The 13,702-nt window shown below is 38.5% G+C and carries 24 protein-coding genes and 5 pseudogenes; all 29 read right to left on the reverse strand.

From position 1 onward, the window contains the following. A pseudogene (locus HOO54_RS24985) lies at positions 1-216 on the reverse strand (hypothetical protein); the annotation flags it as partial. Further along, positions 213-610 (reverse strand): annotated as a pseudogene (locus tag HOO54_RS24990) (HK97-gp10 family putative phage morphogenesis protein). The pseudogenes HOO54_RS24985 and HOO54_RS24990, both read right to left, overlap by 4 nt. Next, positions 610-918: a phage head closure protein gene (locus HOO54_RS23035; RefSeq protein WP_172292202.1), complete on the reverse strand. Its 309-nt coding sequence runs from the start codon at positions 916-918 to the stop codon at positions 610-612. The pseudogene HOO54_RS24990 and the gene HOO54_RS23035 overlap by 1 nt, the downstream one beginning before the upstream one ends. After that, positions 908-1,210, reverse strand: coding sequence for a head-tail connector protein (locus tag HOO54_RS23040; protein ID WP_172292200.1), 303 nt, complete (start codon positions 1,208-1,210; stop codon positions 908-910). Before HOO54_RS23040 ends, HOO54_RS23035 begins: the two co-directional genes overlap by 11 nt. 28 nt (positions 1,211-1,238) lie before the next feature. Then, on the reverse strand, positions 1,239-1,769 hold the full coding sequence (locus tag HOO54_RS24575; protein ID WP_253907842.1) for a phage major capsid protein: 531 nt from the start codon (positions 1,767-1,769) through the stop codon (positions 1,239-1,241). Between the two features lie 56 nt (positions 1,770-1,825). Further along, positions 1,826-2,452, reverse strand: a complete 627-nt coding sequence (locus tag HOO54_RS24580) for a phage major capsid protein (protein WP_253907843.1) — start codon at positions 2,450-2,452, stop codon at positions 1,826-1,828. Between the two features lie 110 nt (positions 2,453-2,562). Then, a pseudogene (locus HOO54_RS25295) lies at positions 2,563-3,286 on the reverse strand (head maturation protease, ClpP-related). After that, positions 3,237-3,953 carry a phage portal protein gene (locus HOO54_RS24595; protein WP_309244919.1) on the reverse strand — a complete coding sequence of 239 codons (717 nt, stop codon included), beginning with the start codon at positions 3,951-3,953 and terminating at the stop codon, positions 3,237-3,239. Before HOO54_RS24595 ends, HOO54_RS25295 begins: the two are co-directional and overlap by 50 nt. Further along, positions 3,866-4,066, reverse strand: coding sequence for a hypothetical protein (locus HOO54_RS25300; protein WP_375335849.1), 201 nt, complete (start codon positions 4,064-4,066; stop codon positions 3,866-3,868). The genes HOO54_RS24595 and HOO54_RS25300 overlap by 88 nt, the downstream gene beginning before the upstream one ends. Positions 4,067-4,158: 92 nt before the next feature. Next, a pseudogene (locus tag HOO54_RS25305) lies at positions 4,159-4,542 on the reverse strand (phage portal protein); the annotation flags it as partial. After that, positions 4,543-4,731 (reverse strand): DUF1056 family protein, encoded by a 189-nt coding sequence (locus HOO54_RS23060; RefSeq protein WP_172292194.1) that lies wholly within the window; start codon positions 4,729-4,731, stop codon positions 4,543-4,545. An 11-nt stretch (positions 4,732-4,742) separates the two neighbouring features. Beyond that, on the reverse strand, positions 4,743-6,452 hold the full coding sequence (locus HOO54_RS23065) for a terminase large subunit (protein WP_172299798.1): 1,710 nt from the start codon (positions 6,450-6,452) through the stop codon (positions 4,743-4,745). After that, positions 6,449-6,966 (reverse strand): annotated as a pseudogene (locus HOO54_RS24995) (phage terminase small subunit P27 family). The gene HOO54_RS23065 and the pseudogene HOO54_RS24995 overlap by 4 nt, the downstream one beginning before the upstream one ends. Positions 6,967-7,194: 228 nt before the next feature. Beyond that, complete coding sequence (locus HOO54_RS23075; protein WP_172292272.1) at positions 7,195-7,569, reverse strand: HNH endonuclease; 375 nt, start codon at positions 7,567-7,569, stop codon at positions 7,195-7,197. After that, positions 7,559-7,909 carry a hypothetical protein gene (locus tag HOO54_RS23080; RefSeq protein WP_172292270.1) on the reverse strand — a complete coding sequence of 117 codons (351 nt, stop codon included), beginning with the start codon at positions 7,907-7,909 and terminating at the stop codon, positions 7,559-7,561. Before HOO54_RS23080 ends, HOO54_RS23075 begins: the two co-directional genes overlap by 11 nt. 487 nt (positions 7,910-8,396) lie before the next feature. Further along, on the reverse strand, positions 8,397-8,774 hold the full coding sequence (locus HOO54_RS23085; protein WP_172292268.1) for an ArpU family phage packaging/lysis transcriptional regulator: 378 nt from the start codon (positions 8,772-8,774) through the stop codon (positions 8,397-8,399). Between the two features lie 195 nt (positions 8,775-8,969). Further along, positions 8,970-9,116, reverse strand: coding sequence for a hypothetical protein (locus HOO54_RS23090; RefSeq protein ID WP_172292266.1), 147 nt, complete (start codon positions 9,114-9,116; stop codon positions 8,970-8,972). A gap of 13 nt (positions 9,117-9,129) precedes the next feature. Then, a complete protein-coding gene (locus HOO54_RS23095; protein ID WP_172292264.1) occupies positions 9,130-9,528 on the reverse strand; it encodes a hypothetical protein in 399 nt (132 codons plus the stop codon). Then, positions 9,525-9,695, reverse strand: coding sequence for a hypothetical protein (locus tag HOO54_RS23100; protein WP_172292262.1), 171 nt, complete (start codon positions 9,693-9,695; stop codon positions 9,525-9,527). The genes HOO54_RS23095 and HOO54_RS23100 overlap by 4 nt, the downstream gene beginning before the upstream one ends. Further along, a complete protein-coding gene (locus HOO54_RS23105) occupies positions 9,682-9,858 on the reverse strand; it encodes a hypothetical protein (RefSeq protein ID WP_172292260.1) in 177 nt (58 codons plus the stop codon). The genes HOO54_RS23100 and HOO54_RS23105 overlap by 14 nt, the downstream gene beginning before the upstream one ends. An 11-nt stretch (positions 9,859-9,869) precedes the next feature. Further along, positions 9,870-10,307, reverse strand: coding sequence for a single-stranded DNA-binding protein (gene ssb, locus HOO54_RS23110; protein WP_172292258.1), 438 nt, complete (start codon positions 10,305-10,307; stop codon positions 9,870-9,872). Between the two features lie 106 nt (positions 10,308-10,413). Beyond that, positions 10,414-10,626 (reverse strand): hypothetical protein, encoded by a 213-nt coding sequence (locus HOO54_RS23115; RefSeq protein ID WP_172292256.1) that lies wholly within the window; start codon positions 10,624-10,626, stop codon positions 10,414-10,416. Continuing rightward, positions 10,613-11,029, reverse strand: a complete 417-nt coding sequence (locus HOO54_RS23120; RefSeq protein WP_172292254.1) for a RusA family crossover junction endodeoxyribonuclease — start codon at positions 11,027-11,029, stop codon at positions 10,613-10,615. Before HOO54_RS23120 ends, HOO54_RS23115 begins: the two co-directional genes overlap by 14 nt. After that, positions 11,026-11,310: a hypothetical protein gene (locus tag HOO54_RS23125; protein ID WP_172292252.1), complete on the reverse strand. Its 285-nt coding sequence runs from the start codon at positions 11,308-11,310 to the stop codon at positions 11,026-11,028. Before HOO54_RS23125 ends, HOO54_RS23120 begins: the two co-directional genes overlap by 4 nt. Continuing rightward, positions 11,307-11,684, reverse strand: a complete 378-nt coding sequence (locus HOO54_RS23130; RefSeq protein ID WP_172292250.1) for a YopX family protein — start codon at positions 11,682-11,684, stop codon at positions 11,307-11,309. The genes HOO54_RS23125 and HOO54_RS23130 overlap by 4 nt, the downstream gene beginning before the upstream one ends. A gap of 93 nt (positions 11,685-11,777) precedes the next feature. Beyond that, a complete protein-coding gene (locus HOO54_RS23135; protein WP_172292248.1) occupies positions 11,778-11,987 on the reverse strand; it encodes a hypothetical protein in 210 nt (69 codons plus the stop codon). After that, positions 11,987-12,136: a hypothetical protein gene (locus HOO54_RS23140; protein WP_172292246.1), complete on the reverse strand. Its 150-nt coding sequence runs from the start codon at positions 12,134-12,136 to the stop codon at positions 11,987-11,989. The genes HOO54_RS23135 and HOO54_RS23140 overlap by 1 nt, the downstream gene beginning before the upstream one ends. Continuing rightward, positions 12,133-12,921, reverse strand: coding sequence for an ATP-binding protein (locus HOO54_RS23145; RefSeq protein WP_172292278.1), 789 nt, complete (start codon positions 12,919-12,921; stop codon positions 12,133-12,135). The genes HOO54_RS23140 and HOO54_RS23145 overlap by 4 nt, the downstream gene beginning before the upstream one ends. After that, positions 12,839-13,702, reverse strand: a complete 864-nt coding sequence (locus tag HOO54_RS23150; protein ID WP_172292244.1) for a hypothetical protein — start codon at positions 13,700-13,702, stop codon at positions 12,839-12,841. Before HOO54_RS23150 ends, HOO54_RS23145 begins: the two co-directional genes overlap by 83 nt.

Consider the following 13,702-nt stretch of genomic DNA (forward strand, 5'->3'; position numbering starts at 1 on the left):
AACGGAGTATCCTTTATTGGCTTGCCATCAGCCCACTGAGTAGCTCTATACTCTAGTTCCTGTACAACAATATAGGCTGGCTTACTTTTGATCCCAATTGGTACAGCTAGTTCAAAAATATTTGATGGTTTCACCAATAAATAAAAGCGCTGGATCATTCTCCAACGCTTCAAATACTTTGTTTTTCAGTAGTAAAGACCTTTCTACTACATTCATAGCTTGTACCCTCTTTTAATTACGCTTGCCATCGCTTGTAACATTCTTTCATTTGCGCTTCTCATACTTCGCTGAATAAATGGATTAGCTGGCTGATGAATGGTTCCGAATTCCGGTAAGTGAACACGGAATTTTGTGTCTTTAGTAGGTCCAACAACAGCATAGATTTCACCATCCAAATCCTTTCGAGTACGGTTTCCAACAATAATATCCTCATCAATATGGGGATGACTGCCCCCAATATCAGATCGAGGTGCATTTTTATCTATTTCTTTGGCAAGAATAGCACCCCGGCTTTTACGGCTGCTTTATTGATTGACTCATCTTTCCTTGCAAGGTCAGTTAAATATGAATCTAATTCTTTAAAGCCCTGCATCTCCATTTCAAATTCCATTATTCCACCGCCTTTGCCCTTATTGTGGTGAAATGTTTCCGAGAATAGTTCGGCAAAATTGATTCAATCTCGTATGGTTGATCTTGAAAAAGAATTCGCATATGTTCGTTAAGATCTTCACGGTGACGAATTGTAAATTTTATAGTTTTTTCTTTCTGAACAGCTGCCGCTGCATAATACTCTCGGCCTTTTAATCCCTCAGCTTTGGCCCAGCATTCCACAACAGTTTCATACTTACCTTCCACAGGGAGGCGCCCGCCCTCTTTTTTCTGTTGAAATTCAATCCGATACCGCATGTCATTCAACATTGGAACCAGTCTCCGAAACCGTATATTTTAATTGATTGATCATCATCGTTAGCACCCCATCAAGGTTTGAAGTTGTGCCAGCTACTTCCCTGTTTTCATACCAATGCGTTACAAATGCTTTTACACACATATCAGCTCGTGCTGAATGATTTGGGAACTTTAAACCAGTTGCAGCTGTAATATATTCCTTCGCCGAAGCGATAAATCCCAGGATTAAATCATCTTCCAAATCACCATCAACCCTGAGAAATTTTTTCGCTTCTTTAAGTTCTTTTTGCTCAATTTCTGTCATTGGGCATCACCTAGCTTTCATTCACCTATTATTTGTTCTCACCAGAACCGGGATTTGGAACCCCATTGTCTGGAGTTGCATCTTTGATTGATGAAAACTCTGCAAACACAACAGCATCAGTATCCCAAAGAACAACATCTTCACGTTCAATGATTCGCATATCTGTAGAATTACGATAGAATGCTTTACCGCCAACATTTGTCGTTAAAATGGAATATTGCTGACGGTCAAATAGTTTAACAGCTTCTTTAAGATCACCGACAATCAACGGATATTTTGGCGCTGCTTTTGTACCACCGTTTGGCAAATATTTATCAGATATAACGGACACAGGCTTTCCGAATAAAAGTTTTTTAGTCGGATCTGTTGGATTAGGCTGTAGTAAGTACCGGCCAAAAGCATCCTTCAATTTATCCAAAACATTAAATCCTGATTGATTTGTAATAAAAGAGGTTGTGGCGTTGATAGCTGGATCAAGCTTGACGTTCAAAATATCTTTAATATCGTCTTGCTTTGAAACTGCTGTTTTTACGAGTGTTCCTAATTGCTTAATAATCAACGTATTACGCGTAACAGCTGATTTCTTAGCGAGCCAATTGGTCAAATATTGAAGAGTTAAGTGAATTCTTGTGTATCTGAAAGCAAATCATTAGAAAGAACCAAAATTCCTGCATAATCTTTAATGTTATATTTAATGTTTTCAAATTTAGGATTCTCTAGTTCCGTAATATCCGCTAATTCTTCAAGGTTTGCTAATGGAGTGATATCTGCTAGTTTTTCAAGCACTCGTGAACCTTTATTTGTAGATACCGGAATGACATCAACGAGATTAGCCAGTGTATCAAATTGTCTACGTTTTTCGTTGATCTTCGTTGAAATATCTTGCGGAACAACAAGACCGCCATCTTCATCCACACCTTCTTTCATTGCGGAAAGAGGTTTCGGTATTGTTCCAGATTTAAGAGCTGACGCAAAAAGCTGAACATGGTTCTTTACTTCCGTTTTGGCGATATCATCTGTTGGCTGTTGACCAGTTGCTACTGAATCTTGTGATGTCTGCTCCTGTTCATAAGGGACTTGCATATTTCGGACTTCTTCATATGTCTGGATCTGCTCTTTTATTTGTTGAGCTTCAGAAAGTAGTTTTTTAGCTTCATCAATTTTCCCTTTGTCTGTCAATGCTTCAATTTCTGTACGCTTTTCTGCTAGCGTTTGGCGTAACTCCCGTTCTTTTTTAGACATTCCACCTCCAGCAAAAAATTGAATATCTAGTTTCAATAAAAAATTTTTTGTTTTAATAGTTTCGGTTTCAAATTCTTGTCCTCCTTAAAAGTGGCATTAAAAAAGAACCCTTAAAGATTTAAGAGTTCAAGTTTCATATCAATTTTTGTTTTTGTAATTCATCCAATCCTGCTTCTTCAGCCGAATTTTCAGCAACTGTTTTAGCAACTATCTTTCCTGGCACATGTTTAAAGTGTGCCAAAATTTGATGATCAATACAGGCTGCTACATCCTTTGATTCTGAGACCTCATCAATCAAACCATAATGTAATGCTTCATCAGCTGTCAGCCACGTTTCTTCATCAAGTAATTGATGTAAAGTAACATCATCCAGCTTGTCACCAGCTTTATCAAGGTATGTCGAAACAATACTTTCTGTGATCTTGTCAAGATCATCGGCAGCCTTTCGAAATTCTGTTGCATTCCCGACCATTCCCATGTAAGGATTATGAATCATCATCATGGCGTTACTTGGCATTGTAATGTTATCCCCGCCATTGCAATAACTGAGGCAATACTTCCAGCCAGTGCATCCACATAAACATTAATTTTAGCTTTATGACGTTTAAGCATTGAATGAATCGCTTGGCCCTCAAAGACATCTCCTCCAGGTGAATTAATGTACAAATCAATAGAGCTTACATCACCTAAACTTTTCAATTCTGACTGAAAAACTTTAGAAGAACTCTCACTAAACCATCCTTCACCCGTTATTGAGCCATAAAGTGTGATTTCAGCAGTAGAATCATTCAGAATCTTCATGTTCCAATACTTGTTTTTCTTCTTCGTTGCCATCACCCCCCTTCTGTTCATCAGATGTCCCTTTTACTTTGTTCAATTGATATTCTTTCATAATTGAAAGAGGAACAAGATTTAAATTCCCATAATGCTCATCCCCAATATCTCCAATTCCGGTCATGTCCTCTTTTTGAAGGATTGTGTTTACGCTAAAAGCGCCAACACTTTGCATCGTTTTATAAAACTCAGCACGAGATTTACTATCTCCACGAAGTTCTGATTCTAGGTTAAATTTAAAGTAATAACCACTTTTTAACTGGTTTTCTGTCAATATTTTATCGTTCAATTCTTGTTCTATATTTGTCACTAAAGGTTGTAACGTCGTTTTGACATAATCCAATGATTGTTGTTCGATATTAGAGAAAGTGGCTCGATCAAGTTCACCTATTTTATGTGGTGGTACCTTATAAATAGATGCGATCTGCTGACGGTTCCATTTCATGGACTCAATAAATTGAGCATCCTTCATCGGCATGGTTACTTGTGAATAGTCGAGACCAGCGTCTAGGACTGCAATAGACTGACCCGCATTTACACGCTCCCAGTCTTCTCTCACAATTTTTTTACTTTCTCTATCTAATAGAGTTGGTGCTTTGACAACGCCAAACGGAGCGCCACCATTTTTATAAAATTTGCATTGAATTTTGTGGCAGCTCGATTTGATCCGATATTGTCACGAATAACTGAAATCGGAGTTTGTCCCACAATTCCATCAAGAGAAAGGTTTTTAAAATGCAGAACTTCTTCATAAAAAAACTCACGATATTTGCTGTCAATCGTGGTTGAATACCAACCCGACCGTTATTAGGGTCAATATTTGTATTTGTTGCCTCAGGGTTTAAAGGTCTGATTCCAGTCACATTTCCGTCTTTATCAAAAAGCAAAAGATTGTAACTGTTCCCCCAAGTACAAAGCCTTGTGACCAAAAGCCTTTTCCAAATAAAACTTGTCATATAATCATTGACTTTGTTCAGAATCATCTCACTAATATCATTTTGGACTTGTTTGATATTGCCGTTTTTATTCTGAAAAAGTTTGATTGGCAGTTTCGCGATATCATCCGCCAAAACTATGACACATGCATAAACATCGGGATGAAGAACAGCTGTTTTTGATGATACTCTTTCACCTGATGAGGTTTCAGTGCCAGCAAAAATATTTCTAAACCAATTGGCTGGATGAAGAAGGGAAGGGAGCGCTATCTCTTCTGCGATTTCATTCTTGACCCCGCCCTTTAAACGGCTTAATAGCATCTAATCCCCTCCTTCCTCCTTACGCTGCCTATCTACACCTAACAAGCCAGCAAGAGAAAATAAAAAAACACCGGTCGCAATCAAACCCGCGTTGATATTTATTCGATATATGGCAGTAGAAATGAATATCATCCCTATAATAAGTAAGATATCATCTATAAACGGCTGCATACTTTTTATAAATTTCATATTCCCACCTCCTACAGGCTGAAAGATCCTGACTTGATATAAGCATTTAAGTCAATCGTCATATCAATTTGAGATGCTCTCACATGTGCATTAATAAGGGCTGCAGCAGGGTCAATCCGTTGTGTTGACTTTGATTTGTCCAGCATGATATTTTCTTGAGCATCTACTTTTGTAACAGCATTACCCATCGCCCATGTCAGTAGATCGTTTTTATTATGGATGATGTTTTTCGCCTTTACTTTTTCGCGAAAGTCTTTTGTAGGCTCTGAAAGTGTGGCAACTCCCTGCCTAATTTCAATCATCACATATCCGTCAGCCTCCATCTGTTGAGCAAACTGTGTCGCATTATATGGATCGTAACCGATTTCTTTAATTTTCCATCCTTTCTCTTTCTCCATTTTCTTGATATAAGCTCTGATATAGTCATAATCAACTACAGCACCATCAGTAACGGTTAACCAGTTCCTCTCCCTCCACAAGTCATAAGGGACATGATCTGTCTTCATACGTTCATAGAATGTATCTTCAGGCATAAAACCATGACTTTCTACAGCAAAGCTCCCATCATCTAACGGAAAAATAAAAGATACGGCTGTCAGGTCAATTCGTTTTGATAAGTCAATTCCAACATAGCACTCCCGGCCGGATAGATCAGGAAAATGATCAGATCCACAATCTTTCCAAGCTTGCATGTCCATGTAGCCATTTTCACGCATGTTAACCCAGATATTCATATTCTTAGTCAGAAAGTTCCTCATTTTCTCTGGTACAGCCAAGGCAACTTCCAACTCTCCACGCAGATAATTAAGTCCATGTTCATTTTTAGCAACAATAGGATTGGCTTTGATCCAGTTCTGCTCATCCTTAATGTCATCACCTTTGTCTAATTCATTAACCATCACAAAATACTGCTCATTTGTTTCTACTTTATTTGGATCTAAAATGCGTGACACGTAATCATATTCAACGCGGTAGGCAGGGTTATTTAATTCAAAACCGGCAGTCGTAATAATGACCATTAACGGCTGATTTCGTGCAGCCATACCAGAAACAAGTACATCATATATTTCAGATGTTTTATGTGCGTGATATTCGTCTATAATTCCGCACTGAGGATTGAACCCATCTCCTGTTTTCCCTGCATCTTTAGAGAGTGCCTCAATTTTAGATTGTGTTTTTGGATGTTCAATTTTCCCGTAGGCAATCCTATATTTTTGCTCAGGTTTTTTTAATAGCTCACACTGAAGAATCTGTGCTTTGATCTCATTCCAACATATTTTTGCTTGCTCAGTTTTCGTTGCCCCAATGTAGACCTCTGACATATTTTCATCATTTGCCATAGCTTCATAAGAAGCAACACAAGCTAAACTTTGTGTTTTCGCGTTCTTACGTCCAACTTGCCAATATACTTTTGTGAATCTGCGATACCTTGTTTCTTTGTGAACCCACCCATACACATTGCCAAAAATAAAAATTTGGATTGGTTCGGGGACAATATTTTCTCCTGCGAGAGGTCCTTTTGTATGCTTAAACTGAGTCATCCAATAAAGAAACCGTCTAGCTTTCTCGTCATCAAATATATAAGGGAACTCCCTTGTTCCTTCTCTCTTAATGTCATTTAAAAAGCGATGACAAGCCCAAATATGTTTTTGACACGCCACAATCTCACCCGATATCACATCGCGCGAGTAGTCAATCATAAACTGTTTAATTGTATTCATACATTACCAAACTCCTTTTCCGCTGCCGTCTTTTCTCGTTCTTCCTGAGTTTTGGTGATGGCTAGTTTTGCACGTGCAGACGGTGTAAGGCCAAAATGGTTGGCCGCAGATATCATCTGATCATAATAATTTTTCTCGCGTTTAAGAAGGGGATGTTCTTCACCAACCGACTTGATGGGCTGACCATTTTCATTACACCCTTCTGTGTTTATCATGATGCCATCTTCATCAATTTTTTTTGTAATAGAAATATATCGAGAGTAAATCTTACAATAGGTGGCCAACATGTTGATATCCGCCTCTGTGATGAGATCCACTTCAGACAATAAAGCAGCAACCCGTTTAAATTTTTTTTAGCTACCTTATCATCCAACCATGAAGGAGGCTTAATATTTTCAGTACGCATTTTCATTTGTTTTTCATATTTAGCTCTGGTGGCTAATTCCTCAGTATTCTTTTTATTCGGATTACCCTGTATTAGTTGAAGAGCTGCAGATTTTGCGGGTCTCGGCATGTTTTTCACCTCATTTCGTTAAAAAAATCTTCTTTTTTCGCTTGTTTTTTCCGTCAAACATGCTATGATGAAACTAACAATCAAATCGTTTATATCAAGCCCTCTTGGCAAATCGCCGAGAGGGTATTTTGTATTTTTCGGGAACTTTGAAAAGCGGTGTTTGTTTGCAGAAGAGGGCGCGCCGTTCCCCAGACGGTTGTTTTCCAAAGATTTTAGTAGGGGGGTATCCTACTGCCCTAGCTTACTTCGATCACCATGAACCTTGTTATGGCAAGCATTACAGAGACTTTCAAGGTTTGAAAGGTCTAAACGCTTGGACCAGTCCTCTTTTACTTCCACAATGTGGTGAACCATGTCAGCAGGTATGAAGCGATGTTCCCTCAAACATCTCTGACAAAGATAGTTGTCTCTTAACAAAGCAAGTTGTCTTGTTTGCTTCCAATCAGTTGATTTATAAAAACTTGTAATTGTTTTGTCTCTTGAATGTTTGTTGTATTGTTTTGTTTCCTCTTGCTTGATGTGCTTATGATCATGGCAATAGGCTTCTCTAGTTAGTGCCTTACACCCATAGGCCTTACACTCCCTTAACGGCTTAGGTGGCATTGTTATCCTTCCTTCGGTTGTAAAGAGATCGATTGTAAACGATTGCTTTTGTTCCATACTTGCTATCTTTATCGACAAATTCAATGTCAATATGCGTTGGATTAAGCGTTGAATCATCCCTAGTTAAGTATGAAAAATCTGCATTTATAATCTTGTCAATTTTTTTACCGTTATAAAAAATACGTGGCGGAGAATCAATATCATCAAGTTCAATTTGAAGTAAAGGTGGTGCCATTTTCTCTTTAGTTGTGATTGATTGATACGGTTGATATGGACCATTTACTACCCTTTCCAATAGGTCAGATATACTCATATTGGCTAAATCCTTTTTAAAATCCACTTTTTATACCTCCCTCAAATAAAAAAACACCCTCCCTTTCGGAAAAGCGCTTGGCTATATTCTTTCTAAACCATGCCCACACTCAGAGGCTCCCTTTGCCATCAATCGTCTTATCTGAGATTCACTGGACACGGTTTACAGAGAACATCAACCAAGTCCATTAACACGCTTATATTTAATAAAATTGAACTTACACATACCCCGGGAGGAAGCCAAGCATAGTAAGATCATGGGTACAATGAAAATACTATTCCCCGATACGGCTGCCGCAAGACTAGCGCTATCCAGGCTCAGAATGTTCCTCCCGTTCGGCTTCATTCCTCAACACCTTTGTTCCGTATCCGGATACGCCATTGATAAGGGAAAGGCGCGTCTCCCATATATTCTTGATAAGTAAATGTTATCGCTAATGCAGACATAAATAGTCCCCCTTTTTGTCCCCCATTTTATCGGAAAAATGTCGGGATTTTGTCGATAAAAAAAGCACTCAGATAATTCCGAGTGCTGTAGCTATACGGTTTATAGCGCGTTGCTTGATTTCATAATAAGTATCCTTTTTCATTCCGAGTTCTATATAGATATGAATATCTTTTACCCTTGCAGCAGTTAGATATTTCTTTTCAATGATTAACCGTTCTTCTTCATCCAAGCTGTTTTGTAAGGCGCGTTCCATCTGCTTGACCTTGAGTTCATTGAGATTTAATGAATCTCGGAGGGAAGGGAAAGTATTTATGCCAGCAGATGAACATTCCTTTTTGTTCTCCAATTGGACTTTAAGCGCACGGTAATTTTTCAATTCTTTGATGACAACTTTGCGGACGGCTTTTTCATCCACAGCTGGAAGAAAAGATAATTGTTTAGACATCCTATCCCTCCTATTCTTCTACTTTTCTTTTTCCCATTTTTCAATACGTCTTTCGGTAAACTCTATCCAAATCAACGGTGCTGCAATAATAATGATTCCTATAATTAGATAGATCATGATTCTCCCTTCCCGTCTTATGTTATTTTTTAGTCAACTACGACTGAACACTATGCCGTTAATTTCTTAAACTGTGAATTAGTCAATTTCTTCTTTCCAAGGCGCTTCATCTATAAGCTCAAGCCAACAATTTAATGAACAACAACATTCAAACCTATTTTCTTGATTAGTTGGATAACCTTCATCTGTTTGAAACTCATCACCACAATTTGAGCATTCTTTCATTTTCGTAACTCCTTTAACGAACAATTATCTCAATAATTTCAACATCTTTATCACTGAATACAATTGAACAGGCCGGACAATACTCTCCCGATTGCCAATCTTCCTCAAACTCTTCTCGTTCATCAAAATAGGAGCCGAACATTGGATCTTGTTCTAAGTGGTAGAAAAACTCTTTTATTGTTCCACTATCTTTTTCTAGCCAGTTAACGAGACAATACCCGTCTCCACTCCAACTTTTTGCGACAATAACCTCTACTCCGGCAATTAAGCCATATATTTTAAGCCAATTTTGAATTTCTTCTTCATTTGGTTCTAGCCCAGTTAATTCGTTTTTAATTTGTTCTGATGTTTTTTTACTGGTATTCAATTTTGCCTTGTATAGATTTAGGAATTCCCCTTGTAAGAGTGTCATTTCCATGCCTCCCAATAATTCTGTTTTTCAAATATAAAATTACGTGAAGGTTTTAAATACTCTCGGTAGACAATTGGGTACTTTTTGATATAAGCCAACCGTTCTTTCTCTGTCATCTTCCAAACTTTCACTTCCCCTGGCAATCTCCAATTTTTATTTGAACTCATATTTATTCCCCCCTTTACTTTTGTAAAGTACCCTGTGACGCCTGCAGAACGGTGTTTGATTTTTAGCAGCTTGTTTATTTATGCCTTCTTCAAAAACAGTAATGACCTGTAGATTCTCAGAATCATAGTTTGTTGCCACCCACTGAACAACACGCCTTATCATGTTTATCCCCCTTAAAACGGCAAATCTGAATCTTTTATATCAATCGGCTTTCCATTATTGGCAAACGGGTCATCTAGGAATCTATTTCCTTGCTGTTGTCTCTGGTTCTGTCCTTGATTCTGGTTGCTGTTTTTTGTATCCAGAAATTGAACTGATTCAGCGACTAATTCTGTAATGAACACCCGACCACCATGCTGGTTTTCATAGTTGCGTGTCTGCAATCGTCCGTCTACGCCTGCTAATGATCCCTTTTTAAGAAAGTTCGCGACGTTTTCAGCCTGCTTTCTCCAAGCCACACAGTTTATAAAGTCTGCTTCTGACTCTCCATTTTGATTTTTGAACGGTCGATTAACCGCAAGTGTGAATCCTGCAACAGCAACACCTGAGCCGGTATATCTTAACTCTGGATCTTTAGTTAAGCGTCCAACAATAATTGATCTATTTAACATGTTTAAATTCTCCCTCTCATTTTTTCGACAAAATTCGACAAATGAAGCCGTTATTTATTTTACTCTCCGGTGTGAAATCCCATTTATACGGAAAGTTGTTTCAATCTCATGAATAACCATGCTTTTCGAGCGCTGCCCTTACCTTGTCGAGATCGTATTCAATACCATCAATTTCGATATACTCTAAATCGTCGTTTAAAAAGCCATAGCGACGTTTTAACTCTATTAGACTATCAATGTTCCTCCATAGGGTGTTATGCCCCACAGTGCGCCTATAATCGTTTTTATAGCGTATAATCAGACGCTTAGCTGTTCCCATTCTTCTGTCGCCCTTGTAATCTGAACTCGATTCCTGGCTTTTCACCGTACTTTTTACAAGCAGTTACTTTTGAAACTTGGTTATCATCTTTCCAAGCAATTTTGTTTAGAGCATCGAACACGCCTTTTATAAGATTGTCGATGTCTGGCTTTTTGGTATGCAGCGTATTGATGGATTGTTGCTGTTTTTTCTTTGACCAACTTTTAGGAATCGGCATAACGAAAGTGATATCTACATGGAGTGCTCCCGATTCAAAAGGATCGCTTTTCATCTGTTTCTGCGCTTCCCACTTGATGAAATCTTTATAGGCTAAGTATCGTTGAGCGTTTTTATTTACGAATTTGCCACGCCCAGTCATTCGAACGGCTCCCATTGGTGTAACGGGTATGTTAAGGGTGATCATTGGTTGCCCCTCAATTCTTTTAACTCTTTTGATTTATACTGATTTTTCCGTCTTATTAATTTTTTATCTGGAACTTTAAGCTTTTTGCTTAATCCATCATGGTATGGGCAAAAGTCAAATGGGCCGTGTGATTTTGCACACTCCTTACACATTGGCAAATCACAAGTTCTATGAATACCACCATGAACTGATGTCCACACATAAGCTGTTACAAAATCACATAACTGAGTTACCTCATTTTTCCGACAGATAGCGCAAGGATTTTCAGGTAATTTAATCATTCCGCCACCTCCAATAGATCAGGATTTCGATATATGTCGCCGATAACTTCGATTCTGTCTTTCCAATATTCCAAACCCGCATAACTACTGGCCCTTATTTGCTTACCTATAAAACTAGTGTCTTTATATACAACAACGTACAAGATATTTAGGTCGCCTTGATGGTAGACATCCCCCTCGTAGATCTCCTGACCGTTTTTGTCCTTCAATCCGGTGTATTGTCCAATTGATGCCCACTCTACCTGTATATGACCGTTATAAGGAGCACTGATATAGGCTAATTTTTTATCATGGTATAAGTCGATACCGCCATAAAACCATTTAATATCGCCATAATCCTCAATCGGTTTACCTCGAAACTTGATCTCTCTCAATCTCCTTACCTCCCGTCATCATGTATCCATTGCTTAATCTGTTTTTCTCTGTATCCGGCCAGAAATAAGATCTCAAATGCAGCTTTTATTTGCTCAAGCACCGAATATCCCGCCTTCTCTTTCCCTGATATGCCCCAACTCCGCACGGTCATAGAGTAAGAGAAAGACTTCTTTCACTGGTCGTTTAACGATTTTTGCAATTCTTTCAATGGGTAAACCGCCCTGCCAGTAAGATTCAACTTCATCCACTTCGTCCGGCTTCCAATCAAAATTACAATGATCAAGCATGATATAAACACCCATTAGGCGCTCTCCTTTATCGCTTTTTCCATTTCGCGCATTTTCTCTTCTAGCATTTTGATAACTGGTGTCAGGTCTTTGCCTTTCCCTGTCTTCCTTGGCGACAATTCGTAAACTCCCGGCATCAATGGAATGATTTGATAGTTTTTCATTTCCAAGCTCCTAATCTATGATTTAATTTCATCCGGTCACCCTTGATGATGACTATATAGTTCTCACACATTTCATAAATCCGTGTGCCGAGTGCTTCGTCTATTTGTACAAGCTGCTCAATATCCAATTCACTTGAAATGAGAATCGGCTTATGATTGAGATAACGATAATTGATGACTGAATATGTCTGTTCCACCTGCCAATCAGTTGCCCTAGGTTTACCCTTCAGAGGCTTAAATAGATCGTCTATAAAAAGGACATCAACCTCTTTCATTCGCCGTAGCTTCTCTTCCAATTTTTCAAAATCATCTTTCAGATCATTGAAGCCCTCGACATATGGAAAGTATTGAACTGGCACGTTTTTCGATTTGATTAATTTATTTGATATGGCTGTAAGTAAATGTGTCTTTCCTGATCCTGGCTGTCCCAAAAGGGCAATGCTGTTTTTACGTTTATCCTTGATACTGTCGAAATTCTTATAGTAATCAACAGCGCAATCGTAAGCATCAACGATCAGACCGTGTTTCCCTTCCGTAACAAAATTCTTGAATTGTAATTTCTCAAACTCTGCAGTTATGTCACTAGAATTCATTAATTTCCTAATTCGACGCCACTCAACACATTTACAGCGTACCCACACCTCAATGCCGTCCCTGTTTTCTAGATAACCCAATTCATCCTTACAAGTGGGACAGTCATATTCACCCTTTTTTTCTAAGGCGTCCGACTCTTCCACCAAAGATTGAGCTGACCTTTCCTGAAGCTTCTTCAGTATTTTCTCCATAGCTTTGTCCGTACGGTTGTTGGTTGCCATTTCTCGTTCCCCTTCTTTCTTCTTCATTCTTCTGAACTACTAATCTGGCATATTGTTTTCGCAATTTATCAGCACTTAAAATATTTTTGTACCAGAATTCGTGTTTAGTAGACCACAAGATCACTTCTTGAATATCTTTTCCTGTGCGTCCGTCACGTTCCATCATCAGTCGAATTGTATTAGCCCATTTATCAAGGTTTGGTTGTTTCATGTCAGGGGCGTTTATATGGACATGTTTCCAAAGCAATTCAGCCAGCTGCATTTGTTTTTCATCAAAAACCAAACGTTTATTATTATTATTATTTTCCTTCTTTACCTTCTTTACATTCTTATTATTGTTCCATCTGCGTTCCGTCTCCGTTCCATCTGCGTTCTCTCTCCGTTCCAAGTTGCCTTTTTTGTAGTTCTCTAACCCCTGATATACCTCATAATTTACGACAGTGAAGAGCGTTCCAAGTTCGGTGTCCTCGATTTTCAAACGATTTTCTTTAATCAGTCGATCAACCGCCCTTTTGATCCTCGAAAGTGAATACTGTTTGACCGATCTATTTTCGATATACTGCAAGTCTTTTTGTAAATTTCGATATGATCTTAAAAATTGACCGCGCTTCACCAAAACATCGCCTTTTCGTTGCCCCTCTTCCGAAAAAACTGCATTTCCATAAATAAAGAAGAATAGACGGAATTCGACTGGGTTTTGCCATATATCGCTTGTAAAAATGTCTCTACTTGTTTGGAACGCTCCGCCCAT

The organism is Bacillus sp. WMMC1349, assembly GCF_013155385.1.
Classification (GTDB): Bacteria; Bacillota; Bacilli; order Bacillales; family Bacillaceae; genus Bacillus.